At 34.3% G+C, this 24,587-nt stretch carries 30 protein-coding genes; 29 read left to right on the top strand and 1 reads right to left on the bottom strand.

Features of this window, described 5'->3' with window-relative positions; translation table 11 throughout:
• Positions 1–38: 38 nt before the first annotated feature.
• From T514_RS0115060 to T514_RS24665, 13 genes are all read left to right on the top strand, one after another.
• Positions 39–1,700 (top strand): phage terminase large subunit family protein, encoded by a 1,662-nt coding sequence (locus T514_RS0115060; RefSeq protein ID WP_027625536.1) that lies wholly within the window; start codon positions 39–41, stop codon positions 1,698–1,700.
• A 14-nt stretch (positions 1,701–1,714) separates the two neighbouring features.
• Positions 1,715–2,992 carry a phage portal protein family protein gene (locus T514_RS0115055; protein WP_034869283.1) on the top strand — a complete coding sequence of 426 codons (1,278 nt, stop codon included), beginning with the start codon at positions 1,715–1,717 and terminating at the stop codon, positions 2,990–2,992.
• Positions 2,985–3,806 (top strand): minor capsid protein, encoded by an 822-nt coding sequence (locus T514_RS25800; protein ID WP_051542063.1) that lies wholly within the window; start codon positions 2,985–2,987, stop codon positions 3,804–3,806. Before T514_RS0115055 ends, T514_RS25800 begins: the two co-directional genes overlap by 8 nt.
• Before the next feature lie 170 nt (positions 3,807–3,976).
• On the top strand, positions 3,977–4,999 hold the full coding sequence (locus tag T514_RS24675; protein ID WP_051542062.1) for a phage protease: 1,023 nt from the start codon (positions 3,977–3,979) through the stop codon (positions 4,997–4,999).
• Between the two features lie 19 nt (positions 5,000–5,018).
• Positions 5,019–5,564, top strand: a complete 546-nt coding sequence (locus T514_RS0115040) for a hypothetical protein (protein ID WP_027625534.1) — start codon at positions 5,019–5,021, stop codon at positions 5,562–5,564.
• A gap of 17 nt (positions 5,565–5,581) precedes the next feature.
• Complete coding sequence (locus tag T514_RS0115035; protein ID WP_027625533.1) at positions 5,582–6,589, top strand: major capsid protein; 1,008 nt, start codon at positions 5,582–5,584, stop codon at positions 6,587–6,589.
• Between the two features lie 11 nt (positions 6,590–6,600).
• The gene (locus tag T514_RS0115030; protein ID WP_027625532.1) at positions 6,601–7,029 is read left to right on the top strand and encodes a phage protein Gp36 family protein; all 429 of its coding nucleotides are present in this window, start codon (positions 6,601–6,603) and stop codon (positions 7,027–7,029) included.
• Positions 7,023–7,670: a phage virion morphogenesis protein gene (locus T514_RS25795; RefSeq protein WP_051542061.1), complete on the top strand. Its 648-nt coding sequence runs from the start codon at positions 7,023–7,025 to the stop codon at positions 7,668–7,670. Before T514_RS0115030 ends, T514_RS25795 begins: the two co-directional genes overlap by 7 nt.
• A complete protein-coding gene (locus T514_RS0115020; RefSeq protein WP_027625531.1) occupies positions 7,657–8,130 on the top strand; it encodes a hypothetical protein in 474 nt (157 codons plus the stop codon). Before T514_RS25795 ends, T514_RS0115020 begins: the two co-directional genes overlap by 14 nt.
• A 5-nt stretch (positions 8,131–8,135) precedes the next feature.
• Positions 8,136–9,524, top strand: coding sequence for a phage tail sheath C-terminal domain-containing protein (locus T514_RS0115015; RefSeq protein WP_027625530.1), 1,389 nt, complete (start codon positions 8,136–8,138; stop codon positions 9,522–9,524).
• Positions 9,525–9,535: 11 nt separating this feature from the next.
• Positions 9,536–9,751: a 4Fe-4S binding protein gene (locus T514_RS0115010; RefSeq protein WP_027625529.1), complete on the top strand. Its 216-nt coding sequence runs from the start codon at positions 9,536–9,538 to the stop codon at positions 9,749–9,751.
• Positions 9,752–9,754: 3 nt separating this feature from the next.
• A complete protein-coding gene (locus tag T514_RS0115005; RefSeq protein WP_027625528.1) occupies positions 9,755–10,183 on the top strand; it encodes a hypothetical protein in 429 nt (142 codons plus the stop codon).
• A gap of 4 nt (positions 10,184–10,187) precedes the next feature.
• On the top strand, positions 10,188–10,586 hold the full coding sequence (locus tag T514_RS24665) for a hypothetical protein (RefSeq protein ID WP_051542060.1): 399 nt from the start codon (positions 10,188–10,190) through the stop codon (positions 10,584–10,586).
• Positions 10,587–10,681: 95 nt separating this feature from the next.
• Here the strand turns inward: T514_RS24665 and T514_RS0114990 are convergent, their stop codons facing one another.
• Positions 10,682–10,951 carry a hypothetical protein gene (locus T514_RS0114990; protein WP_027625527.1) on the bottom strand — a complete coding sequence of 90 codons (270 nt, stop codon included), beginning with the start codon at positions 10,949–10,951 and terminating at the stop codon, positions 10,682–10,684.
• A gap of 68 nt (positions 10,952–11,019) precedes the next feature.
• On the opposite strand from T514_RS0114990, the gene T514_RS24660 reads away from it, so the two are divergent.
• The 16 genes from T514_RS24660 to T514_RS0114905 all read left to right on the top strand — a co-directional run bounded on the left by T514_RS24660 (position 11,020) and on the right by T514_RS0114905 (position 24,538).
• Positions 11,020–13,536 carry a phage tail tape measure protein gene (locus tag T514_RS24660; protein WP_051542059.1) on the top strand — a complete coding sequence of 839 codons (2,517 nt, stop codon included), beginning with the start codon at positions 11,020–11,022 and terminating at the stop codon, positions 13,534–13,536.
• Between the two features lie 12 nt (positions 13,537–13,548).
• The gene (locus T514_RS0114980) at positions 13,549–14,127 is read left to right on the top strand and encodes a LysM peptidoglycan-binding domain-containing protein (RefSeq protein ID WP_027625526.1); all 579 of its coding nucleotides are present in this window, start codon (positions 13,549–13,551) and stop codon (positions 14,125–14,127) included.
• Between the two features lie 4 nt (positions 14,128–14,131).
• On the top strand, positions 14,132–15,193 hold the full coding sequence (locus T514_RS0114975) for a phage late control D family protein (RefSeq protein ID WP_242850611.1): 1,062 nt from the start codon (positions 14,132–14,134) through the stop codon (positions 15,191–15,193).
• Positions 15,168–15,437: a hypothetical protein gene (locus T514_RS0114970; protein WP_027625524.1), complete on the top strand. Its 270-nt coding sequence runs from the start codon at positions 15,168–15,170 to the stop codon at positions 15,435–15,437. The genes T514_RS0114975 and T514_RS0114970 overlap by 26 nt, the downstream gene beginning before the upstream one ends.
• A 13-nt stretch (positions 15,438–15,450) precedes the next feature.
• Positions 15,451–15,822, top strand: a complete 372-nt coding sequence (locus T514_RS0114965) for a contractile injection system sheath initiator (protein WP_027625523.1) — start codon at positions 15,451–15,453, stop codon at positions 15,820–15,822.
• Complete coding sequence (locus T514_RS0114960) at positions 15,815–16,921, top strand: baseplate J/gp47 family protein (RefSeq protein WP_027625522.1); 1,107 nt, start codon at positions 15,815–15,817, stop codon at positions 16,919–16,921. The genes T514_RS0114965 and T514_RS0114960 overlap by 8 nt, the downstream gene beginning before the upstream one ends.
• A gap of 4 nt (positions 16,922–16,925) precedes the next feature.
• On the top strand, positions 16,926–17,915 hold the full coding sequence (locus T514_RS0114955; RefSeq protein WP_156939940.1) for a putative phage tail protein: 990 nt from the start codon (positions 16,926–16,928) through the stop codon (positions 17,913–17,915).
• 2 nt (positions 17,916–17,917) lie between these two features.
• Complete coding sequence (locus T514_RS0114950; RefSeq protein WP_027625520.1) at positions 17,918–18,208, top strand: hypothetical protein; 291 nt, start codon at positions 17,918–17,920, stop codon at positions 18,206–18,208.
• A gap of 4 nt (positions 18,209–18,212) precedes the next feature.
• Positions 18,213–19,037: a hypothetical protein gene (locus tag T514_RS25790; protein WP_051542058.1), complete on the top strand. Its 825-nt coding sequence runs from the start codon at positions 18,213–18,215 to the stop codon at positions 19,035–19,037.
• Positions 19,038–19,052: 15 nt separating this feature from the next.
• Positions 19,053–19,421: a hypothetical protein gene (locus T514_RS0114935; RefSeq protein WP_027625519.1), complete on the top strand. Its 369-nt coding sequence runs from the start codon at positions 19,053–19,055 to the stop codon at positions 19,419–19,421.
• Positions 19,421–20,551 (top strand): SUMF1/EgtB/PvdO family nonheme iron enzyme, encoded by a 1,131-nt coding sequence (locus T514_RS0114930; RefSeq protein ID WP_027625518.1) that lies wholly within the window; start codon positions 19,421–19,423, stop codon positions 20,549–20,551. Before T514_RS0114935 ends, T514_RS0114930 begins: the two co-directional genes overlap by 1 nt.
• A 138-nt stretch (positions 20,552–20,689) precedes the next feature.
• A complete protein-coding gene (gene avd, locus T514_RS0114925) occupies positions 20,690–21,025 on the top strand; it encodes a diversity-generating retroelement protein Avd (RefSeq protein ID WP_027625517.1) in 336 nt (111 codons plus the stop codon).
• 296 nt (positions 21,026–21,321) lie between these two features.
• Positions 21,322–22,431, top strand: a complete 1,110-nt coding sequence (locus T514_RS24650; protein ID WP_034869277.1) for a reverse transcriptase domain-containing protein — start codon at positions 21,322–21,324, stop codon at positions 22,429–22,431.
• 44 nt (positions 22,432–22,475) lie between these two features.
• Entirely contained in the window at positions 22,476–23,333 is an 858-nt protein-coding gene (locus T514_RS27350; RefSeq protein WP_027625516.1) for an N-acetylmuramoyl-L-alanine amidase, read from the top strand.
• A gap of 63 nt (positions 23,334–23,396) precedes the next feature.
• A complete protein-coding gene (locus T514_RS24645; protein ID WP_034869274.1) occupies positions 23,397–23,726 on the top strand; it encodes a hypothetical protein in 330 nt (109 codons plus the stop codon).
• A gap of 56 nt (positions 23,727–23,782) precedes the next feature.
• Positions 23,783–24,538: a DNA adenine methylase gene (locus T514_RS0114905; protein ID WP_027625515.1), complete on the top strand. Its 756-nt coding sequence runs from the start codon at positions 23,783–23,785 to the stop codon at positions 24,536–24,538.
• The last annotated feature ends 49 nt before the right edge of the window (positions 24,539–24,587 follow it).

The raw sequence follows: 24,587 nt of genomic DNA, 5'->3' as shown, positions 1-24,587 counted from the left end.
GGATGGCGAAGCACGCCCTTTTGAAGGAGGTGGATATATTGGGCTTATTAGATGAGCTTGTTGAAAATGATAGCAGCAGCATATACAAGGTAGCCGATAATCCACTGGAGTTCTTAAAAAATAACTGGTCTGTTAAAGGAAAAATTGACAGAATGAAATACTCCTTGGATGGTCACTGGTACCAAGAAGGAATACTTAATGACACTGCAAATGAAATTGTAGTTATGAAATCTGGTCAGATGGGTATTTCGGAAATAATGTTAGGTCTTGCTACTCATTTTGCAATAACAAAAGGTAACGTGGTGTATCTGTTCCCTACTTCTACGCATATTGGTGAGTTCGTTCAAGGAAGGTTTAACCCAGTTATTGATTATTCGGATTTTCTTGCATCTATAGTAGGTAAAGGCGAAATTTCTAATCTTGATACCAAGAAAGGCAGAAAAAAGGATGCTGCAGATAAGGTTTCTATTAAAAAGATAGGAAATCATTTTATGTATTTAAGAGGTTCACAAAATGCAAGGCAGTTAAAATCTGTTGATGGTGACCTTCTGGTACTGGATGAATATGACGAAATGATTCAGGATAATATCCCACTTGCTAAATCAAGAATTGACCACTCTTATTATAAATGGATTAGAGCGTTATCTACTCCTACATATCCTGAGTATGGAATTCACTCAGCTTTTTTAGCCGGAGATCAAAGATATTATTTTTTAAAGTGTGACCATTGTGGAGAATGGCAGCCTCTTACTTGGGAAGAAAATATTAATCCGGAGATATCACTAGAACATAGGTTATGTAAAAAATGTAGAAAGCCTATTGATCACACTCAAAGAGGTGAATGGGTTCCAACATTTAGAGATAGAGACGTTCATAGTTATCATATATCTCAGCTTTATTCTTCAGTTATTTCTGTAAAGTTTCTTGTGGATTTTCAAAAGAATCCTAAGAATGAAGAAGAGTTTTATAAGTCTAAGCTTGGACTTCCCTATACTCCTAGAGGTGGAAGCCTTACTCGTGATGAAGTTTTTGCATGTATGGGTGATTATAGTACTCTTTATTCACCAGATGGAGTATGCACTATGGGAGTTGACGTTGGTAGAAAACTTCACTTTAGAATATCTAGTTTTTTTGGTAATAAGAAAAAGGTTTTAAGAGCTGATACTGTAGATGAGTTTGAAGAGTTAGATGTTCTAATGAAAAAGTATGATGTTGCTGTATGTGTTATTGATGCTAACCCGGAATATAAAAAAGCTAGAGATTTTGCCCTTAGATTTCGAGGTAGAGTTTATCTTGCTTATTATCCTAATATGAAAGAATCAGATTATTATACTATTGGTGAAGGTAAGCATGGAGAGCTTTCAGTAAATATAAATAGAACTTTATCTCTAGATTATACCTTTGACCGATTTAGAAGCAGAGAAATTATTCTTCCAAGGGATATAAAAGATGATGGCCGAGAAGGATTTATTGAGCAGGTTATGGCTCCATGTAAGGTAAAACAATTTGATAAAAAAGGAAATCAATTTTATACCTACCTTGAAGGAGCTAAGGCTGACCACTTTGCACATGCTTCAAATTATGATGAAGTTGCTTCTGCAATTCTCGGGAATAAGGAGCATAAAAAATATTCTGCTAGTGAAGATTTCAAAGGTGGTAAGGTAATGAGTAAGCTTAAAGAAATATTTGATAAATTCTAAGAGAGGTGATGTGTATGGATGATATAAGAATTATGGGACAAGTTGGTTCTCAACTTAGTACTACTTTTAAGGTCTTTGACAATGCTATTGTTAATCCTGATGCTCTTAGAATTTTAGATTATGAAAAAATGCTGGACACCGATGAAACGGTAGCACAAGGACTTGATTTTCTGACTTTAGGTGTACTTATCAAACTTGGAGAGTATGACCATGAAAATCCTAACATTAAGGATTTTATAAATAAGCAGTTTGAGAGAATGAAGGGAAGTTTGTATCAAGCTTCTGAGGAAATTTTATCAGCTATATGGGCTGGATTTTCCGTTACCGAAATTAATTATAATATGGAAGGTGGAAAGACTGTATTAGATAGCCTTACAACCTACCATCCTTTTGGTATTTATTTTAATGTAGATGATAAAGGACGACTTCTTGATGTGGGAGTAAAGCAATATTTGATTACAGGTTCACATGTAGATATTCCCACTAATAAGTGTATTATATATACTCATAATTCACGTTTTGGAAACATCTATGGCAGGAGTGCATTTAAAAGGATATATAAAGATTGGCTTTTGAAAGATCCTATTTTAAAAATGTGGGCAAGAGCTCTTGATAAGTTTGGTACACCATTAGTTGTTGCTATGGTTCCTGAAGGAGAAATAAATGATCCTGATAAACAAGGAGAAAAGGTGCAGCAGCTTGATTATGTTTTAAGAATATTAAGTGACCTCCACAGTCAAGAAGCAATTGCAATGACTAGCTCTGGTGAAAATAAAGCTGATGTTAAAACCCTTACTAATGGTGGAACAGGAGTTGGTGAGGCTTTTAATGCTGCTCTCAGTTATTTTAATAAAATGATTTACAGAGGACTTCTTCTTCCTTCATTAATTGGTGATGAAGGAGCTAAGGGGTCTTATTCTTTAGGTCAAAAGCACTTTGATACCTTTCAGGCTGTATTGGACAGTATATATGAAAATCTTACAGAGGTATTAATTGATCAATTGGTTAGAAGACTTATCGAATATAATTTTGGACCACAGGACAGCTATGGTAAGTTTCCACAAAGAAAGCTATCTGACGAAGATAAGGAAATTTTAATGAAGATATTTAAAGATGCTGTTGATACTGGTTTTATAGATGCAGAAGACCAGGCAGATATGGATTATGTAAGATCATCTCTTGATATGCCTCAAAAGGAAATTAAAAAGAATGATGCAGATATTGAAGTAATGAATAATGCATTGAAAGACTTCAAGAGATACAAAGAGGATGCAGGTGGTGTAGATGAATGATTTAGACAGTAAATTTAAAAAAGAGCTGGATGAGGAAGATATAATTTTTCTCAAAGAATATGGCAAAATCATTAAAAAGCTTTTTCAGTTTGCTTCTAGATACAAGCCCATTAGCGTTTCAGCAATGGAGGATGAATTCAATAGAATATCTAAAAAATATTCTCAGGAATTAAATAAAGTTTTCAAGAAGCATAGCTTCAATTGTTTTAACATGGGAAGGCTTCATGGAAAATATGAAGTTATAGCTTCAGGAAGAGAAGTTAAAGAGTTTAAAAAGCTTAAAGCTTTAAAATTAGCAGAGCCACTCCCTCCAGAGATTGATATAAGCTTCTGGATTTATCCTGAAAATGCTATGTCTGCTATAAGTAAAAGGCAGCTTGTTTTATCGGGCAATGTAACGCAAGACATTGTAGAAACTATTAAGAATATAATGAGGGAAAAGATTAAGGGTGCTGATGAGCTTGAAGTTGAAAAACAGATATCAAAAACTTTAAATACCTGTATGGATCGTGGTGAGCTAATAAGTATTACAGAAAGCACCTATTACTACAATAAGGGAAGAGTTACTTCATTTTATGAAGATGGTGTTGAGTATGTTCAATTTTCAGCAATTATGGATGGAAGGACAAGTGACCAATGTAGATCAAGACATGGGCTAGTAATGAGACTTGATTCTACAGAGCTTGCTATGAATACTCCCCCACTGCATGGAAGATGCAGAAGTATTCTTAAACCTTACTTTGAAAAGCCGACAGATAAGCAGCTTGATTGGTCAATGACAGCTTCTTTACCTGCTGGTTGGAGGACAACCTAATATAAATTTAAAACAATTAATTTAAAGCCTTTTTAAGGGCTTGGACTTTTAAAAAGGGTAAATATACCTACAAGGTATTTTCGTTTAATAGAAGTCCGTAATAACGCGTTATGACGTTATGTATATGCTTGTCCTATATATTTGGATTTGAAAGGAGGTGAATTTTATTAATGGGACTTTTAAAAATACCTTTTTTTAGACTTGGTGAATGGAAACATCCAAAATACGGAACCATTAAAGGTTCTCCAGAAAAGTTTAGACAATTTGTTAATAATTTTAAAGAAAATGCACTCGGAAGACCTCCTTTTATAAGGATTGGACATGATAAAAGTGATTCTTCTACTTTTGGAGATGCTGAAGCTAAGGCATGGATTAAGGACATTGTTCAAGAAGGAAATGTGCTTTATGCCCTTTGTGAACCTTGTGATGAGAATGTGGAGAATCTTATTAAATCAAAGAAATACAGGTTTGCTTCGGCGGAGTATGATGATAACTACATTGAAAAGACTTCAGGCAAGAATGTGGGAACTGTACTTTCTGCTATAGCTTTAACCAATGAACCTTTTTTGACACACCTTCCTGAAAATGTGGTGTTGTCAGATGTTAATAATAATGAATTTTATCTTGATTTTGAAGAAAGAGAGGGAAATAAAATGGATGAATTTTTAAAGAAGTTATCAGATTTTTTTACTGCACTGACTACAAAGATGAAACTTTCAGATGTGTCTCCAACCGAACCTCAAAAAGTTGAGGGGGCAGATGGAAAGGATGAAGATTCAAATGCAAAACTTTTAGCAGAGCTGGAGGCTGTAAAGAAAAAGTTATCCGATTTGGAAAATGATAATACTGGCATAAAGAAAGTCAATGAAGAAAAGGAAGTTGAGATGAAGCTTTCTGAGCTTAAGCTTAAAGGAATACCTCCTGTACTTTGTGACAAGGCTAAAGAGCTACTTCTTGCAATGCCAACTTCAAGCACTATAAAACTTGCTGATAATAGTGAAAAGAAGCTTTCAGACATGATTTATGATATGCTTGGAAGCTTGCCAGAGACTTCAAGAGTTAAGTATGTTCAGTTTGGTTCTCAATATTCACAAAAAACTGGTGAGAATGATGAAGATTATAAGAAGCTTGCAGATGAAGACATCAAAGCTCTTGGCGGCAAGATTACTGATGATGGAAAATATATTCTTTAATTTAAAGGAGGCGTAAGCTATGAGTGAAGTTATTTATGTAGATAGAGATCCCCGTTATGTGGCAGGAGAATGTTGTGTTAAAATTCCACTTACCTTTTTAAATTCTGGTGATATTGATACAGGATGTATTGTGGGAGTAAAAGAGGATGGATATGCAGAAAAAGTAAGAAGAGCTACTTTAACAGCCGATGCAGCAGTGTCTGCTACGCAACTTGTTATTGACAGTATTCCTGTTAAAATTGGTGATTCTGTTCATATTATGAAAGCAGATGGAACTGCGCTTGAAGACCTTGGAGCTGTAACTAATATAAATACTGGAACAAAAACTGTAACGGTAACAACTGGACTTACTACTGCTCATGCTGCAGGGTCTTTTTTATTTGTGAAAGATGGGTCTGAAAAGGCTGTTGGTGTGTTAGCAGAACCCGTTATTGATGATGGAAGCGAATTTGTTGCTAGTGTCTATATAAAGGGAGTTTTTGATACTAATTATGTAACTGGAATTGATAGTATATCTCTTAAGGATTTATACGGAAGAGTTGTTAATAATATTTTAGTTTTATAAAGGAAGGATGATGAATTATGACTATGTTATTTCCTACTACCCGAGAGATTACTCATGTTGTCAGAAATAGAGCAGTTGATCCTACAAGATTTATAGGGAGAAGTTTTTGTCCTATAAGAGAGGTGTATTCTGCAGAAATTGAATTTGATGTTATAGAAGCCAGCTCTGGAATGACTCCAGCCCATAATCTTGGTTCAGATCCTAAGCTTGCTAAACTTGCAGGCATGAGAACAAAGAAAGTTGGTACTGGATATTGGAAGGAAACCAAGAGAATTGATGAAAAGGAACTATTATATGCAAGAGCTGCAGGAAGCTACAATGAGAGAGCTGGTAGAATGCTTGTGCTTGAAAAATCATTGCAGCTTGATGATAGGTTGGAAACAAGAATTGAATGGCTTACATGGCAGCCACTTGTTAATGGTAAAGTTCAAATTGATGAAAATGGAGTTAAATATACTGTTCCTTATGATATTCCAAGTAAGAATGCTCCAACACCAACTAAGAAATGGAATGATCCTACTGCGGATATACTTGGCGACTTAAACAAATATATTTTGTTGTTTAGAGGTACAGGAGCAAAGCCAACTAAAGCTTATTTTAATTATACAGTAGCTGGATATTTGGCAGCTAATAATGGAATAAAGGAACTTTTAAAGAACACTACTTATTCAGCATTTTTATCAGCAACCAATATATCGTCAGCAATGAAACTTTTCTATCCTGATATCGACTTTGTAATTTATGATGAGGGATATGTGGATGCAAGTGGAAACTTTAATTCATTTATTCCAGATACAAAGTTTATACTTGTAGGTCAAGGACAACCAGGAGAAGATATGATGGACTTTGGTACTACTATAAGTCTTCATAATGGCGGTCTTGACAAACCACAGCCAGGAAAGTTTTCTATTGTTGAAGATAAGTCAGAGGCAGAGAAAAATCCTTTTGTTGATATTACTGTTGGTATATATGGACTTCCAAGGCTTTATCATCCTAACTGGGTTGTTTCTGCTAATGTTGGTTAAGGGTGAGAGTTATGTATATTACGGAGGTTGATGTAAGAGGTCTTTGCAATAAGATTGGAACGAATCAGATAAGTTCCGAGGAAGTAGCAAAATTTATAACTAAGGCGGAGGCAAGGATTGATGCAGTACTAGCTACAAGATATGTACTTCCCCTTCCCTCCCCTACTCCCCCACTGGTTATAAGTATTGCTTCTGATTTTGCAGCATCTTTTATTATTGATAAATATTATGCTGATATTGCAAGAAGCAAGGAACAAACCCCACTTGCTGAAGTTTATTTCAAAAGAGCAGAAGCAGATCTTAAAAACATTGTTGTAAATGGCTTGCTTGACAGATATCCAGGAATTATTGAAATTAATAAGCCTCAGAACCTTCAGACACCATGTATGAAAAGGACAAGAAAAAGAAGCGATATGGAGGAGGCTCTTTCAAGATGGTAAAGCCAATTGATGTTAAAATTGAGGCTCAGGGCTTAAAACCAGTTATTAATGTACTTAGTAATTTGGCTTCAAGAGGGCAAAATTTAAGACCTGTTTTTAGAAAAATTGGTGAAATAATGGTTGGTGGAATTACTGAAAATTTTGAAGAAGAAGGTAGACCAAATAAATGGCAAAAAAGAAGTAGTTTTACTAATGAATCTTATGGAAATAAAGCTTACGATAATTTTACTAATACAAAAAGAGGTAAGCAACTTATGTATAACTCTTTATTTGGAGAAAATAAACGAAGCTCTAATGCTTTAGATAAAAAGAAAAGTTCGATATTTGACAGTGTTTCATCAAATAAGATTCTTCAAAATTCAGGTAGATTAAAGCAAAGTATAAATTTTGAAGCTAATGCTAATTCTGTTGCAGTAGGTTCTACTCTCATTTATGCAAGAATTCACCAGTTCGGTGGAGTTATAAAACCTAAAAATGGCAACTGTCTTTGTATACCTGTTGGTGGAGGCAAGATAATAAAAGTTAAGAGTGTTAAAATACCTGCTAGACCTTATCTTGTAATTACAGATAAGGAAAATAGACAGATTGTTTCAACTGTTAAAGATTTCTATAAGGAGGTCTTAAGCAATGGTAATAGATGATGTATTAGATAAAATAATAGATACATTCAAAGTTAATCAAAGCCTTGAAGAAGTTTGTAATTATCATAAGATAAATGGTATTTTGCCGGATATTGGTACAAGTATAAGTGCTTCCTGCCAAAAAGTTACATATGAACTCTATGACAATGAGACTGATGAGGCAGAAGCACTTATATTAATTTATGTTTATACTCAAGAAGCAGATCCTGAAGAAGGCGAAAGAAAAATTAGAGAGCTTTCAGAAATAATGCGCAGGATTCTTAATAAAGATGTTACTCTTGAAGGAACTATTTCATCAGGAGAAATTAAAGAAATTGAATATATTTATGCAGACAGCTCTGACACTGTGATTTGGCATGCTGCTATGCTTGAATATCATGCTACATTCTATTCTGAAAGACAGAAGGATGAAATTAGTTTCTTTAGTGATGATATTGATATAGAAATGGAAGGGATGTGATTTTATTGTCAGTTGATTATATTGAACCTCGTATTGAGATTATTGAAGATGAAGGTACTCCACCAGTGCAGCTTGTAAGCTCAGATGTTATAGGAGTAGTTGGTACCTTTGAAAAAGGGCCTTTGAATGAAAAAAAGATTATTACATCTTTTGATTCACTGACTAAGATATTCGGAAAGGATAAAACAGGTCTTACAGGGTGTAAATCTATATGGCCTGCTATGGCTCAAGGAGCTAAGAATTTTGTGGTAGTTAGAATTGCTGGAGCAGGAATTAAAGAAGCTTCATTTACTCTTAAGGACAGTACTTCAAATGATTCTGTAACTGTAAAGGCTTTAACTCCCGGTACATGGGGAAATGAAATTCTTGTGGCTGTAGCTGCAGGAACTAATGCTAATACATTTAAGCTTGTTGTTATTTATGGAGGTAAAACTGAAACCTTTGACAATCTAACTCTTGATAGTATTGGAGCTGTAAACTCAGAATTTGTTACGTTGACACTTGCAGCAGGAGCTTCAGCTATTCCAAAGGCTCTTTCAGCTGTACCACTTACAGGTGGAAATGATGGAGCGACAGCAACGGATTCTGATTATATTGGAACAATAGTTGATGGCAAGAGGACAGGTCTTAAGCTGCTTGAAACTGAAAATGTTAATGTTATAATTTGTGCTCAGCAGTATTCAGATGTTGTAAGAAATGCACTTATAACACATGCAATGAACCTTTCTGTAAGGGATGGCTTAAGAACTGCAGTTTTAAATCCTCCCCCATCTTTGGATATTGATGCTGTTTGTGCTTTAACTCAAAACTTAGATTCTATGAGAGCTGAGTTTAGTTATCCTTGGAATGAATACACTGATATAGCAGGACAGTATATTGCTCCTGATGGCTTTTATGCTGGTGTTCTAGTAAGTGGTGGAGCACATGAATCTCCATCAAATAGGATTGTAAATGGTATTGTATCACAGGAAATTGAACTTACCAGTGGTGATATTAAAGCACTTACAAAGGCAAGAATTTCACCTATCGCTCCTGATTCAGGATATAGAGTTATGAATGGTGTAAATCTTTCTACTGACACAAACTGGAGTCAGATTAGTATAAGGCGTGAGTTTGATGAGATTGAAACTGAAATTTATGTGTCTACAAGATGGGTTAAGTCAAAGAATATAACTACTTCCATTATGCAGGCTGTAGCAGAGCAAATAGATGCAATACTGCAGATTAAAAAAGATGATGGTAAAATTTACGACTTTAAGCCGACGGTGTGTGATGAAAGTATTAATACACCGGAAACAATGGCAGCAAGAATGCTTAAAACAAAAGTTAGAATAAGACCTGTGTTTGCTGCTGACTATGTAGATCATCATATAGAAAGATATCTTGGTGAATAAGGAGTGATTGTATGTACAAAATAAATGATGGCTGTCCCAATTGTGGAGCCTGCAAAAGTGTGTGCCCTGTAGGTGCTATCAAATTCGATGGCAAAACTTTTATATCTTCTGACTGTATAGATTGCGGAATTTGTGTTAGATCCTGCCCGGTCAAGCTTATTGTAAGTGAAGATGATAATAAAGCAGCAAAAACAGAAGTTAAAAAAACTGCTAAAAAGGAGGAATAGTCTATGCCTGTTCAAGGGTTCAATGTTAAAACACTTGTTACTGGGGCAACTGGCCCAGAGCTTGCTGGTGAATTTCAAGAAATGGAGTTCTCAATTAAAAATGGTACTGAAGAATATTTAGAGCTAGGAGAAAGAATAGCAGCTATTCTTGATGGAGAAATTAAAATAGAAGGTAAGCTTAAGCGTGGAATGATAAATCTTGGTATTGTCAAGTCATGTTTTGGTACAAGCGAACTTAAGCGTGGTGGCTATATTCCACCAAGCCCAAGAATGACTGTTACTGCAAATATTAACGCCCCACATCTTGGTCTTGTAGGTAAATACAGACTCTTAAATGTGGTTATCCCTGAACTTACAGTTTCTATGGCAAAGGGTAAAGATGTTGTAAAAAATGATTTTAGTTTTAAAGCCGAAGGCTTAGAGGAGGTTTAATTTTATGGAAAGACAAATTTATGGCCCATTAGAGTTACCAAGTGGGAAAGTGATTAGATTTAGAGCTCCAATTGGAAGTGACAGAATGAATGTTATTCAAATGATGAAAATTGATGAAGAGGCTATAGTATCAGGTGCTCTATTAATTGACGATTATGTTAAAGCAAAATGTGTTGTAGAAATTGATAGTTCAAGTACAGATGGAAACTACAAAGAACTATTCAATGAATGGTTAGATACAGATGTGAATTTTTATAAATTAGTATTTAATAAAATGTTTGGTAATACAAAGGACTTAGAGAAAAAGGCGGATGACGCTGTGGCTTTTTTGCTCGGCAAGCCGATCTCCTCAGATGGGCACAGTGCGCAAAATTTACAGGCATCACTTACAGTGAATGGTTAAGCATGACTGATATGGAGAGGGATGCGGTTTTTTATTCAGTACAGTGGATGGTAGATAAGCAAAATGAAGAGGCTGATAATTAATTTTACAGCCTCTTACTTTATCATTTTAAAATAATATTTTAGCAGGAAGTAATCTGTTACAAAGCTGCTATTTGAACCTTTTGACAGTAAAGTTGAAAGCATAGAAAACATGATGAGAATGGCAGTAACTATATACGAAACAATAATATTTATATTAAATAATGCTGCAAATATATGACCTAATATAAAAGTTAGTCCCCATATAAGCACAACAAAAATTACAGCAGGAATTAGATATATAAAAAACAATATTGTTTTTGTTATGAAATATAAAATCCTCATATTTATCACCTCACTTTAATTATATACCAAAATTTAGAGAAAAAATCATAAGGGGGTGAACTTTTTTTATGGATAGTTCTCTTTCGGTTGCATTAGTATTATCAGCAGTAAATAATATGGGGCCTTCTTTAACTTCTGCTGTTAGGCAAGTTAGAGAGGTTGAGGATAGCATTAATAGATTAGGTAATGCTTCTCCTACAGGTAAGTGGGATGATAAATTTTTCGATGATCAGTTATCAAAAATGAAAGAATGGAAAACTGAAAGTGAAAAATTAAAAAGTAGTGGCAAGGATCAAATGCTAAAAGGGTTTGTTGAACTAAGTGCAGTTAAGCAAGCTGTTGATAGTGCTGCTGATTTTGAAAAAGTTATGAAACAAGTAGAACTAGCAAATTATGATGCCACTGTTCCTCTAAAGATACAAGAAGAACAACTAAAAAACTTATCAGATTTATCATTGAAGCTTGGTGCTGATACTGTTTTTTCAAATACGGATGCAGCCAAAGCTGAATTAAATCTTATTAAGAATGGAATGGAATATAAAGAAGTACTTGAAGGGGGAGCCAAAGCAGCTGTTTATTTAGCTCAGACTGCCGAAATATCATGTGATAGCGCTGCAGATGCAATTTCTCAGGTAACGAACATGTTTCAGCTCCAAGGTAGTCAGATGATGCAAACTGCTGATGATATTAATAGAGCTGCCAATGCATCTAGTGCTGGTGTTCAAAATATTATGCATGACCTTCAGCAAACTGGGCAAACGGCTCATAACTTAGGTATAAACATAAAAGATACAACTCTACTTCTTGGTACATTACACAATATGGGACTTGGTGATGCTTCAGGTACATTCTTAAATGATCTTTTGTTAAGATTGGATGCAGTATCACCAGAAGCAGAAAAAGCTTTATATAGTCTTGGATTGCTTCAGGGGGCAACAGTACAAAAAACCAAGACAGGCAAAACTAAGATTGTAGGTGGAGAAAGCAGCATATTTGATGAAAGTGGTCATGTTAAAAATGCCCAAGACCTTGTAAATAAGCTGAGACAAACACTATATAATGCACACATTGATCCTAAACAGATGTTTGATAGCAGTGGTAATATGTTGTCAGATGATGAACTCGAGAAGCTATTTGGAGCAAAAAAAGCAAATGAAGTCCTGAATCAATTTAAAAAAGCTTTTGGTGTTCAAGGTATGAGAGCAGCTATTGCACTGACTGTATCAGGTAAAGGTTCTTTTGAGGATATGACGGAAAAAGCCGGAAGAGCAAAGGCTATAGAACAACAAGTTCAGGAAATGCAGTCGACATTTTCTGGTATAGTAGAGCAAATTAAAGGAAGTCTTGAAACATTGCTTACTTCTGCCGGAACTCCTTTCATGAATGAACTCAAGAAGTATGGAGACAGCATTGTTAATGTAATCAATTCTATTTCTGCATGGGTTGCAGCTAATCCACAGGCAGCAGCATCAATTTTAAAAGTTGTGGCTGGACTTGCAGCCTTTAATCTAGGTGCAGGTGCTGTTAAATTGTTATTTGGTAATGTTCTTGGAGTTTTATCAAGTGGCGGTACTGTATTTCTTAACTTGGCTAAATATTTTAAGGGCTTTGGAGAATCATTTTCTTTCCTAACCAAGGTAATGGGAGGGGGTAAGATATCATCATTCTTCAGGGCTTTTACTTTTGGAACTAAGTTAGATGGAGTAACAAAAGGAATAATGTCTCTTGGAAGTAAAACCGGAGGAATATTTAAGAGTATTGGATCTGGTGCACTTAATGCTAGTAAATCTATAGGACGTGTAGGCTCTGAATTTGTTAAAACAGGAGGAAGAGCTGTAGCTGCAGGTGCTAAAATGGCAGGAGTATGGTTGAAGGCTGCAGGAACAAGTGCGTTAAGTGCTATTCGAGTTATAGGAAATGTTGGACTTGAGTTCTTAAAAACTGGTGTAAAAGCAGGTATTGCAGGAGCAAAAATGGCTGGAGCTTGGTTAAAAGCAGCAGGTGCAGGTGCACTTAGTGCTATAAAGACAATTATTTCTGTAGGTGCTCAGTTCTTGGCAACAGGAGCTAAAGCACTAATTGCAGGAGCAAAAATGGCATTAGCTTGGGTTATTGGACTAGGCCCTATTGGTATAATAATCGCTGTTATTACAGCAATTGTAGTTGCAGCTGTATTGGCGTGGAAAACAAACTTTTTAGGCTTTAGAGATAAAGTCCAAGAGATATTTGGAGCTATTGGTTCATTTATAGGTGGAATAGTAGATGGAGTTAAAAATGCTTGGAATTCAGCAATAAGCTGGATAAGTAATGAACTGGATAAGCTTTTTGGATACGCTAAAAAGCTTTTGGACAATCCTATTGTAAAAGGCATAATAAGTGGAGCTAAATGGGTTGGTGGAAAAATTGAGGGATTAGTAACTGGTAAAAGCGAAGATACCATTAAAAATTCAAACAGCAGCAGTTATAGTGATAATAGAAATATTACCTACAACATAAATAGTACAGACCCAAGACTTGCTGCTGCACAGATATCTAATAATGATGATAAGTATGTAAAATCTAGAGATCCACGATTAGCATATTAGGGGTGATACTATATGAAAGTTATGCTGGACAATTTTACTTTTTCTCTAGGGCCTGAAAAACAAATTGATTTCACTGGCCCTAGAGTTATAGCAAAACTTGATATTCCTGGAGCACCACCTATTTATCAAGATATGGGTGAAGATGAACATACCTATGCATGGAGTGGTGTGCTGCAGGGAGATAATGCTGAAAAAGATTGTAATGCTATTTTGAAGTTAAAAGAAGCTGGTTCAGAAGTGAAGTTTCTTGCTGGAATGATTGATAAGAAAGTTAGAATTAGAGAGTTTAACTATAGTTATGTAAGAAGTACCTATATTAGATACTCAATTACTCTTATTGAAATACAAAATGAACCACAGCCATTTGTGCCTAGTGTTGTTAAAAGAGCAGCTCCGGTAGTTCCTAAGCCTATAGCTCCACCAGAACCTGATTATTATACTTATACTATGAAATCAGGAGATACACTTTGGGCATTAGCTGTAAAGTACTATAGTAATGGTAATTCATGGCCTAAGATTGCAAATGCCAGTGGCATTTCTAATCCTCGCAGAATTCCTGTTGGATATGTAGTAAAGATTCCAAAGGGGTGATATTTTGGAACCAAGAGCAATTATTGAAGTTGATGGTGCAGATGTAAGATGGAACGATTTTACTAATCTTTCCGTTGAAAATACAGTATATTTAGCAGCAGATAGTTTTGATTGTACTTTAAATAATAATTTAATGTTATCTGATTGGCTTAGAAAAAATCAAGAAGTAAGAATATATATTGGCTATGTAAAAGATATTCATTCATGGAATAAAAGTCAGTTGAAGCATATATTTACTGGAAGAATAGATGGTGTAAAGCCTAACTTCGATTCGTCAAAAACTGTGAAAATAATTGGTAGAGATTATTCAGCACCCATGATCGATACAGAGTATAGTGTTTCATATAATGATGTAACAAGCAGTGATGTTGCAAGTATATTGGCAAAAAAATATGGACTAACTCCTATAGTTACAGCCACTGATAATAAAGTTGATAGAGAGATGTGGGTTAATAAAAAGGAATGGGAAGTTATTCAGGGACTTGCTGATATGGAAGGATTTGTTTGCTATGTCACTAAGGATAAAGAGCTTTACTTTGGAGAAAGAAATGACAGTGATGAGAATATTATTGATTCTTTTATTTATACCCAAGGGTTGAAATCAAATTGTAAAATCGAATTTGATGATTCTTCTATTGATGTAATAAATAAAGTCACTGTAAGACACTGGATTCATGATAGAAAGCAGCTTATTGAGGCATCAAGTCAAAATGATTTTTTAATAAATCAAATGGGACAGACTAAAGAAAGAATTGAGTATGTAGCAAAGGCTAAAACAAATCAAGCAGCTAAAGAATATGCTGATAAATTACTTAAAGAGTATTCAAGGCAGGTTATAACAGGTAATGGCACAAGGTTTCCAGGTAATCCAGGACTATATGCTGAAGGTAAGATAAATGCTATTAATTTTGGCAGATTTAGCGGTACTTATTATATAAACAAAGTTGTGCATCAGATGAGTAAAAATGAAGGTTACATTAACAGTTTTGATATTACTAATATAAGACCAGATGATGCTCAGCAATATAGAAGTGATCTTTATGAAAATAACGGTAAGAAATACTAAGGCGGTGAAGATGTTGAAAAATATGAATTTCCCACAGTTTGGTATTGTTACTAGCATTTCTGCTTCTGAAAGATCTGCAAAGGTATATTTACCTATGTACAAAATTGAAACAGGATATATAAAAATATCTCGTGAGATACCAATTTATGATATTGATAATTATGGAATTGCTGAAAAAAGTCAGGTAGTTGTTTCATTTATCAATGGTGATACTGCTAATGGTATTATAACTTCATGGATTTAAGAGGTATATATTTATGAGTTTAGATTTATTGTTTAATAAAGATTTAAAATTTAATTATTCTGGCGACCTCGTTTTGATAAATGGTATTGAAGCAAAAAAACAGTCAATAGTATTAAGACTTAAGACTAGAAAAGGTTCAAATATGTTTCATCCTGAGTATGGTAATGATTTATATTTAATACTTTCTGAGAACATCACCGAGGCATGGCTTAAAAAGGCAATGTCTTATGTAAAGGAATGTATTGAACAGGATGAAACTGTTACTGTAAAAGCCATAAATGCTGCATTCATAAATGAAAAAAGGAAGGTAGATTTTTATATAAAGTATTTTCTTTCAGAATATGGTATTGAAGATTCATTAAATTGGGGTGAGGAAATTGGTTAGGACTCTAGAAGAAATTATTGAAGAAATGCTGGATGAGCTAAGAACAAAAGGTATTGATATATCAGATTTTAATTCTAACCCTGTTATATACTCTATTATTGAAGTATCTGCACATCAAGTACAAATGGCGGAATTCAGAATAGATGATTTAGTAAGGAAATACTTTATTGAAGATTCAGAGGGAGAAGAACTTGATAAAAGATTGAAGGAGAGAGGTCTTCTTCCAAGGTATGCAGGCAGCAAGGCACGAGGAAGTATTATTCTTGGTAAAAACAGTCCATTTATTTTAAATTCAGTAGTAATGAAAGATACTATCTTGAAAACTCTAGATGGAACTATAGAAGTATCAGTAACAAAAGACACTGATATTGTATCAGGGGATTCAAGTGTTAAGGTTCCGGTAGAATGTACTACCATTGGTAAATCTGGAGAACTTCTTCCCTATACGGAGCTTACCTATTCAGGAGTAGCTATTAATGAAGTTGAGTGGATTAAGGTAGATGAAGTTGGATTATTTGGAGGTAATGACAGTGAAAGTGATGACGAAGTAAAAGAAAGGCTTCTAGAGGATATTCAAAACCCTGCAGGAAGTGGTAATAAAAATCATTATATTAAATGGGCTAAGGAAATAGAAACTGTAGGAAAGGTATATCCTATTCCTGAATGGAAGGGCGTGGGAACTGGTACTGTTAAAGTTATTATAACTGATAAGAATACAGATCCTGCCTCCGCAGATATTATTACTCAAGTTCAAAATTATATAGATCCCGTTCCTAGAATGGGCGAAGGTATGGCACCTATTGGAGCAGAAGTTACTGTGGCTACAGTAGATTTGTTTTCCGTGAACTTATCTTTCAAACTTACGGTGCGATCTGGTTATGTTAAGGATGTTGTAAAGGCTGATATACGAAAAAACATAAATGATTATTTTAAAGAGTTAGCTCTTGAAGATACAACTATAAGATATGCTTACGTAGGTAATATAATATTTAGTACAGATGGGGTGGATGATTATTCTGATTTACTTATAAATGGACAGAATAAAAATATAACAGTACCTACTACTTCACTGGCGATTGTAGGTGATATGGTTGAGTAATTCAATGATGGATTTTTTGCAGAATTATTTCAAAGATACTTCTAGTTTTAAAGCTGTAGTTAATATAGGAGAGTCTCAATTTAAAAAGCTTGATAACTTTATAGATGATTGCATTAATCAACTTTATGTTGAGACTGCTACTTGGGGACTTGATTTTTGGGACAAATATGCAGGAATCAAAACAAGCTCTTTTGAAATTCAAGAAAGAAGGAAAAGAATTAATGCAAAGATATCATCTTTGAAACCCCTGACATCATCGCTTAAAGCAGTAATTTATGATGCTAAAATTGGGTTTAAAAGCAGTTTCTTGTTTCAGGTAACTATTAAGTCAGAAGAGCAGTTTGGAGATATCGTGAATTTTATATTTGAACAAATAGACTTAAGGAAGCCTGCACATATAAGTTATGAGCTTGTATTAGATTATTTTAGTATTCTAAGCTTAAAAGTGCTTTTTAATAAATATTTTAGTGAAAGGCTTGATTGCTGTGGGACTCTCGATGTTTCAGGAAATAGCATAGAGAGTACAATTGGAAGAGCTTACAGAGACAAATTATTTGATATATTTAAGAGTTATAAATCAAGTCCATTGTTTAAAGCTTCTGAAAGTACAGTTTCCACTGGACTGGGAAGAAGTTATAAAGAAAGTATAAAAGACATATTAGGCAGCTATTTTTCAGAGCTGTTTTTTATTTGCTCTGAAGATACTGTTATTACTGGTAATGGGAAAAGTTATTATGAAAAAATACAGATTAAAGAAAGCTCTTATTTTTCAGATAAGTTTTATGTCTATGATCAGACTTTAGGCAGAAGATATCAAGAAAAAGTAACTGATAAAGTTACAAAGTATTTTTCGGTGTTAAAGGCTGCTTCTGAAAGTTTAGTGAATACTGCGAGCTTTAAACCATTAACAGATGTAGTTAATATATCCGGAAAGCTGTATTTAACTAAGTTGCCAGTAGCAAGTGAGGAGTTTTATTGCAGGGGAGGTGATTAAAATTGATAACTACTGATGGAACAAATCAATTGTACAGGTTGATTAGTACTAATATTTTAAAAGCCCAAGTTGTTGTTTCAGGAGCAACTATTGATGTTCCAATTGACCGTACAGAGCTTTCAGGGAATAATATCAAGATTTTTGCTTATGTTGATGAAACTATTATAGGAAATATAACAAAATATAGGCTTATATCTGTGGATGGAAAGACTTTTCTTGAAAGATCCGATAACCTTGCAAAGGATAATCGAGGTCTTTTAATTTTGTTTGAAATTCAGATGCAGGAGGTGTAATTAGATGTCTTATGAAAAATTAAAATGGCAGGATGAAGTTAAAGACCAGAATGGTGTTGTTATTCAAGTAGGTACTCCACTGTCAGCAAGGAACATGAATAATCTTGAGGACGGTGTTGACCTAGCGGTTAATTTAGAGGGAGCTTTAATTGCTGAACTTTTCAATAAAGTTGGTAGTGTTACAAAGGAGCTTGAGAAGTGGCAGAAGCAAAGACTTCAGCAAGGAGTAGTAACAATTTATAATAAAGCGGTCAAAAGTGGCTGTGTTATAAATGCTATGGTTAATAGTAGGTATGTTCAGATATCTAAAACTGGTACTTTTTTAGATGGCAATATATCTGAAATATATGTAGATGGTATAACTGCAGGTGTAAAAGATGAGCAGATGATTGCAATGGTACCTCAAAATTCTTCAGGAAGCTCAGCAACATATTATATATACATTGATTATAATGTTGCTGAAAAGAGATATAAACCTATGATTGCAGCAACTGTTCCAGATGGCAAGATGTCTCTTTACAGAATAACGGTGCCTGCAAATGATAACAACATGGATCTAGCAGCAGTTACTATAACTGATATAAGAAGAATAGAATCTAATCCAGTTATAAGATCTACTGAACCATATGCGTTAGTAAGCATACCTGGGTATCCGGAAATAGACCTTGATTATGATGTTCATTTAACTGTTGAATCTGCAAGTAATATAGGAGCTGTAGGAGATTTAATACTTTATGGTAAAACAGCTAATGGCTTTTATATTAAATATACCGGTTCTGCAGATAATGTAGTAATTAGATGGACACTGGTTAATCCAGATATAAAATAAGAGGAGTGAGAATATATGAAAATTATCGAGCAAAATGAAGGAACAAAAATACCTTACAATGTAGTTGGAAAGACAATAAACTTTGATGAAACTGTATCAGTTAACCTTAGTAAGTATCAGAAGGATGAGGAAGTAGTAGTTGATGTTTGCCTTGATAGAGATATGCAGCTTGGTTTTGGTCTTAATGGTTCAATTGGTCAGTATGTTTGGTATGTTGCTAACATAGTTATTCCACCTAAGGAATATGAAATGGTGGAAACTGGTCAAGTTGATGAGAATGAAAACCCAATATATAACAAAGTTGTGCAGCCATTAAATATGAATGATGTTACTATCTATTTATGGGCCTTGCCAGACAACTATATAATTGGAGGTGGATTCTAATGGCATTTATATATTCAATAAAAGATACTTATAGAGCAGCAGTAGAAGCTGCTACAGGAGGAAAAAACACAGTAATTTATGATGATAAAGGTAATCCATCAATAATGGTGGTAATTCCTAAGTTCTATTTAGATGAAGTAATAACAGGAGCTCCTCACACAGTTCATCCAGCATTTATTGTTAATGGTGTTGAAAAAAGTGCCATTTATATAGGTAAATATCAAGCTTGTGTAACTGATGGAAGAGCTTACTCACTTCCAGGACAAGATCCCGCAGCTTATGTTAATTTTGATCAAGCATTAAGCTATTGTTATGCAAAAGGACAAGGTTGGCACTTAATGAGTAATGCTGAGTGGGCAGCAATTGCGTTGTGGTGTAAGAAGAACAACAAAATGCCAAGAGGTAATAACTATGCAGGCTGTGATGTAGATGCACAATATGAAAAAGGTGTTGAAAAGTATGATTGGATTTTAACATATAACTGGAATGGAAAGTCTACAAAACAAGATGCAGCAGGATATCACCACACTGGTAGAGTTGCAACAGGTAGTGGGCCAGCATCATGGTCTCATGATGGAACGTCAGACGGAATTTATGACTTGAACGGTAATGTGTGGGAATGGAATTCAGGAATGAGATTAAAAAATGGAGAAATTCAAATTATTCCTGATAACAATGCTGCTATACTAAATTCTGATCACTCAGATGCGTCAACACTTTGGAAAGCTATATTGGCAGCTGATGGTTCGCTAGTTGCTCCTGGTACAGCTGGAACTTTGAAATTTGACTATACATCTTCTCCAACTGCTGGGACAGGTAATTTCCAGATTAGTGATACCATTACGAATGCACAGCCAGATGATACTGCTTACGGATATAAAACCTTTGAAACACTTGCAGCTAAATCTGGTCTTACAATACCTATGATTATGAAATCATTAGCTTTATATCCTCTTGATGCATCATGTGGAGGAGATGGACTTTGGATGAGAAATAATGGTGAAAGATTACCATTTAGAGGCGGTTCCTTCAATAATAGTGGGGCTGCCGGCGCGTTTGCCCTCAATTTGTCTTTCACTCGTTCACATAGTAACTTCTTTAACGGGTTCCGGGCGGCGTACGTCTTATAATTCGGTCGCTGTGTTCTGAAAAGGGCGATGATAATCGCCCCTCAAAAAAGTTTATTGCGTAACGTAAAAGGATATTTTATAACAAATGTCAATATATAAAATCAAAAAATGATAAAATTTTTAAATGGTGATACAAAAATGGAAGAATTGAAAGTGCTTCAAAAAACTTATGACATGATCCAGTATGGATATCAAGCAATAGCTCAATTTCCGAAATCAGAAAAGTATGCATTGGGAACAGATATGAAAAGATGTATGCATCAGATTTTAGAATATGTGATAACATGTCATAAAAAATATTACAAAAAGACAACTCTTCAGGAGTTGGATGTAGAAGTTACAAAGCTTAAAGCTTATACAAGATTGGCAAAAGACTTAGGATTTTTGCCAATGAAAAAATATGAAGTTTGGTCAGGATATAATGTTGAAATAGGTAAAATGGTAGGTGGATGGATTAAATCCGCAAAGCAATAAAATAATATTTTGGGAATAGGCCATAAATCCCGGTTCCTTCAATAATAGTGGGGCTGCCGGCGCGTTTGCCCTCAATTTGAATAACAATCGTACAAATAGTAACAACAATAACGGGTTCCGGGCGGCTTCACTCTCATGGCCAGAAGCTGCAAGCTCATGGGCTTGCTTCCAGTGCAGAGAGACGTAAAGGGGTCTATTTCCATGCCGACAAGGCAGAAAATATAAATAATTATGGATGCCAACAGTAATCCTTTGGATGAGGTTCGCAAAACATAAAACTTTTATGAGGAAATCAAATGAGTAAACAGATTAAGAATGTATATGAAACTTTGTGTACCTATGAGAATTTATATCAGGCATATTTAAATGCTAGAAAGAATAAGCGATACAGAGATGAGGTATTAGATTTTTCATTTAACTTAGAGGAAAAACTAATGGAAATAAGTTATGAGTTAAAAACGCATACTTATAAAATAGGTGGTTACAGAGAATTCTTTGTATACATACCTAAAAAGAGATTAATTATGGCCCTACCTTTTAAGGATAGAGTTGTCCAGTGGGCTATATATCAATTAGTAAATCCTCATCTTGATAATTCATATATTGATGATAGCTATGGCTGTAGAGTTGGTAAAGGAACTCATAAGGGAGTTCAGAGATTACATTATTGGCTAAAACAAGTTAATAAAAAACCTAATAAATATTACTATCTCAAGCTTGATATAACTAAATATTATTACAGAATAGACCATGAGATATTAATAAGTATTTTTGAGAAAAAGATAAAAGACAAAGAGCTTCTAGATCTGCTGAAGGTTATTATTACATATGATGGTAGCATATTTGGATTAAAACTTGATGGTAAAGTAGACAATCCGGAGGATAGAATACCAAGCAAAGGAATGCCGATAGGCAATTTAACCAGCCAGATGTTTGCGAATCTTTATCTTAATGAGCTAGACCAATACTGTAAAAGGCAGCTAGGAATTAAATACTATGTAAGATATATGGATGATATAATTATTCTTTCTGATGATAAAGCGAAGCTTCATGAATATAAAGACTTAATTCAAACATTCATAGAAAGCAAGCTTAATTTACACTTAAATAATAAGACAACGATAAGACCAATAGCTCTAGGAATAGAATTCATAGGTTATAGATTGTGGCCTACTCATATAAAGGTCAGAAAATCAACATCTTTAAGAATGAAGAGAAGGATTAAATATGTAGTAAAGCAATTTAATAAAAATCAGCTTCCTTTTGAAAAGGTAAATGCTACTGTTCAATCCTACATGGGTATTTTGAAGCATTGTAATAGTTATAATCTGCAAAATAAAATATTTCAGGAAGTTACATTGAAAAAAGAATCTAATAACAATTTAGCAAATCAAGACTTGCCATAGTGCAGGTCTTATTTTATTACAAAAAAATAAGGGAGGAATGTATTATGAAAATAGCAATAAGAGGAGGACACAACTTTGGAGTACCAGGAGCACATGCAATACTAGATGAGGTAACAGAGGATAGAAAATACTATAAAGCACTTATGAATTGTCTAGAGCATGCAGGCCATCAAGTATTAGATGTAACACCAGATAGAACAGATACAAGTGCACAGGATTTAACTTATGGTGCATCAAAGGCAAATGCTTGGGGAGCAGATCTGTTTGTGAGCTGTCACTTGAATGCTGGTGGTGGTCAAGGCTGTGAAGTACTTTACTTTAATGGTAGTCAGAAAGGAAAAGAGTATGCTACAAAGGTTACAAATGGGATAGCAACGCTTGGATTTGTCAACAGAGGAGCCAAGGCAGATATTAGAGGGCTTTATGAATTAAAGGCAACTCATATGCCTGCTATAATTATAGAGCCACTATTTGTTGATACTCAAAGCGATGTTGATCTATATAATCAGGTAGGCATTGATAGATTGGCAAAGGCTATAGCAGAGGCTATTAACGGTTCACCTATAGATGTCAAGAAGGCAGAACCACCAAAACAGAGTAATTCTGATGATTGCAATACTTATGATTTTAAATCTTTGCAGCATGAAATAGGAGTTACAGAAGATAATATACCAGGGCCAATAACTTTAAGTAACTGCCCTCTAACTAAAATAGGAGCTAAAGGCAATATCATTAAATGGATACAGAATAGATTAAACTACTTAGGATTTAACTGTGGAATTGTGGATGGAGATTTTGGCTCTAAGACATTGGCTGCAATTAAAGCATTTCAGTGTAAATATGGGTTAGATGTTGACGGAATTATTGGACAGAACACATGGAAAAAGCTCTTGGGACTATAAAAAATTAAGGTGTCTGAAAAGGCACCTTTTAGATTAATCATTCTTAGAAAGAAGGGATTATGAATGCAAGCAGTAATAAACTTTATTTGGGAGTGGAGATATGTGATTATTTATATAATCTCCTTTATATTATTTATTGTGTCACAAGGTAAACAATGGTTTAATGCAAAAGCATATTCACTTATGTTATTGGCAAAGAGTAAAGCTAAAGACGGGGTTTTAGCTTCAGGTCAAGAGCAAGAAGATTGGACAGTAGACCAATTATATATAATTTTAAATAGACTAAAAATACCATTTGTTACTAAAGACGCTTTAAGACCGGTAGTGCGAAAGTTGTATAGACTTGCTAAAGACTACATTGATGATGGCAAACTTAATAATAGTATTCAATAAACTTGGGTGGTTTAGTACCACCCTTTAAATATATTTTTTAATGAGGAGGATTTATTATGAATAGTTTTATAGGATGGATTGGTGGGAAAAAGTTGCTGAGAAAGGAGATAATTAATAGGTTTCCAGAAAATATAGGAAGGTATATTGAGGTTTTTGGCGGAGCAGGATGGGTTCTATTTGCTAAAGATAAGCACGCAAATATGGAAGTATATAATGATGCTAATGGAGATTTAGTTAACCTCTATAGATGTATAAAATACCATTGTACTGAATTACAAAAAGAGTTAATGTTTATGTTAAATTCCAGAGAGTTATTTTATGATTTTGCTAGTCAATATAATGTATCTGGAATGACAGATATACAAAGGGCAGCTAGATTTTTTATGATTATAAAAACAAGTTACGGAAGTGATTGCAGGTCTTATGGATGTGTGAAAAAAGACATAAATGTTATGATTGATTATTTAACAGACATACAAAAAAGATTATCTAAAGTGGTTATTGAAAATAAAGACTTTGAGGATTTAATTAAGGTTTATGATAAGTCTGATGCATTGATTTATCTTGATCCACCTTACTTTGGAACTGAAAAGTATTATAGTGCTCAATTTAGCAAAGAAGACCATGAAAGACTTTATGATACCTTAGTAGGTGTAAAAGGAAAATTTATTTTATCATACAATAATTGTGATTTTATAAAGAATCTATACAAGGAATTTAAGATTGAAGAGATTAGCAGAAATAATAACCTAGTTGGTAGATATAATGATAAAAAAGGTGACTATAGAGAGTTAATAATAACAAATTACTAAAATTAAAATAAAAAAACAAAAATAATAATTTTTTTTAAACTTATGATAA

This window comes from Clostridium lundense DSM 17049 (genome assembly GCF_000619945.1).
Taxonomy (GTDB): domain Bacteria; phylum Bacillota; class Clostridia; order Clostridiales; family Clostridiaceae; genus Clostridium_AO; species Clostridium_AO lundense.
Note: the sequence above shows the minus strand (reverse complement) of the source record. Positions and strands in the feature narration are given on the sequence as shown.

Coding starts and splice junctions, on each gene's coding strand:
- T514_RS0115055 (WP_034869283.1), top strand. CDS start 1,715: ATGGATGATATAAGAATTATGGGACAAGTTGGTTCTCAACTTAGTACT.
- T514_RS25800 (WP_051542063.1), top strand. CDS start 2,985: ATGAATGATTTAGACAGTAAATTTAAAAAAGAGCTGGATGAGGAAGAT.
- T514_RS24675 (WP_051542062.1), top strand. CDS start 3,977: ATGGGACTTTTAAAAATACCTTTTTTTAGACTTGGTGAATGGAAACAT.
- T514_RS0115040 (WP_027625534.1), top strand. CDS start 5,019: ATGAGTGAAGTTATTTATGTAGATAGAGATCCCCGTTATGTGGCAGGA.
- T514_RS0115035 (WP_027625533.1), top strand. CDS start 5,582: ATGACTATGTTATTTCCTACTACCCGAGAGATTACTCATGTTGTCAGA.
- T514_RS0115030 (WP_027625532.1), top strand. CDS start 6,601: ATGTATATTACGGAGGTTGATGTAAGAGGTCTTTGCAATAAGATTGGA.
- T514_RS25795 (WP_051542061.1), top strand. CDS start 7,023: ATGGTAAAGCCAATTGATGTTAAAATTGAGGCTCAGGGCTTAAAACCA.
- T514_RS0115020 (WP_027625531.1), top strand. CDS start 7,657: ATGGTAATAGATGATGTATTAGATAAAATAATAGATACATTCAAAGTT.
- T514_RS0115010 (WP_027625529.1), top strand. CDS start 9,536: ATGTACAAAATAAATGATGGCTGTCCCAATTGTGGAGCCTGCAAAAGT.
- T514_RS0115005 (WP_027625528.1), top strand. CDS start 9,755: ATGCCTGTTCAAGGGTTCAATGTTAAAACACTTGTTACTGGGGCAACT.
- T514_RS24665 (WP_051542060.1), top strand. CDS start 10,188: ATGGAAAGACAAATTTATGGCCCATTAGAGTTACCAAGTGGGAAAGTG.
- T514_RS0114990 (WP_027625527.1), bottom strand. CDS start 10,951: ATGAGGATTTTATATTTCATAACAAAAACAATATTGTTTTTTATATAT.
- T514_RS24660 (WP_051542059.1), top strand. CDS start 11,020: ATGGATAGTTCTCTTTCGGTTGCATTAGTATTATCAGCAGTAAATAAT.
- T514_RS0114980 (WP_027625526.1), top strand. CDS start 13,549: ATGAAAGTTATGCTGGACAATTTTACTTTTTCTCTAGGGCCTGAAAAA.
- T514_RS0114970 (WP_027625524.1), top strand. CDS start 15,168: ATGAAAATAACGGTAAGAAATACTAAGGCGGTGAAGATGTTGAAAAAT.
- T514_RS0114965 (WP_027625523.1), top strand. CDS start 15,451: ATGAGTTTAGATTTATTGTTTAATAAAGATTTAAAATTTAATTATTCT.
- T514_RS0114955 (WP_156939940.1), top strand. CDS start 16,926: ATGATGGATTTTTTGCAGAATTATTTCAAAGATACTTCTAGTTTTAAA.
- T514_RS25790 (WP_051542058.1), top strand. CDS start 18,213: ATGTCTTATGAAAAATTAAAATGGCAGGATGAAGTTAAAGACCAGAAT.
- T514_RS0114935 (WP_027625519.1), top strand. CDS start 19,053: ATGAAAATTATCGAGCAAAATGAAGGAACAAAAATACCTTACAATGTA.
- T514_RS0114930 (WP_027625518.1), top strand. CDS start 19,421: ATGGCATTTATATATTCAATAAAAGATACTTATAGAGCAGCAGTAGAA.
- avd (WP_027625517.1), top strand. CDS start 20,690: ATGGAAGAATTGAAAGTGCTTCAAAAAACTTATGACATGATCCAGTAT.
- T514_RS24650 (WP_034869277.1), top strand. CDS start 21,322: ATGAGTAAACAGATTAAGAATGTATATGAAACTTTGTGTACCTATGAG.
- T514_RS27350 (WP_027625516.1), top strand. CDS start 22,476: ATGAAAATAGCAATAAGAGGAGGACACAACTTTGGAGTACCAGGAGCA.
- T514_RS24645 (WP_034869274.1), top strand. CDS start 23,397: ATGCAAGCAGTAATAAACTTTATTTGGGAGTGGAGATATGTGATTATT.
- T514_RS0114905 (WP_027625515.1), top strand. CDS start 23,783: ATGAATAGTTTTATAGGATGGATTGGTGGGAAAAAGTTGCTGAGAAAG.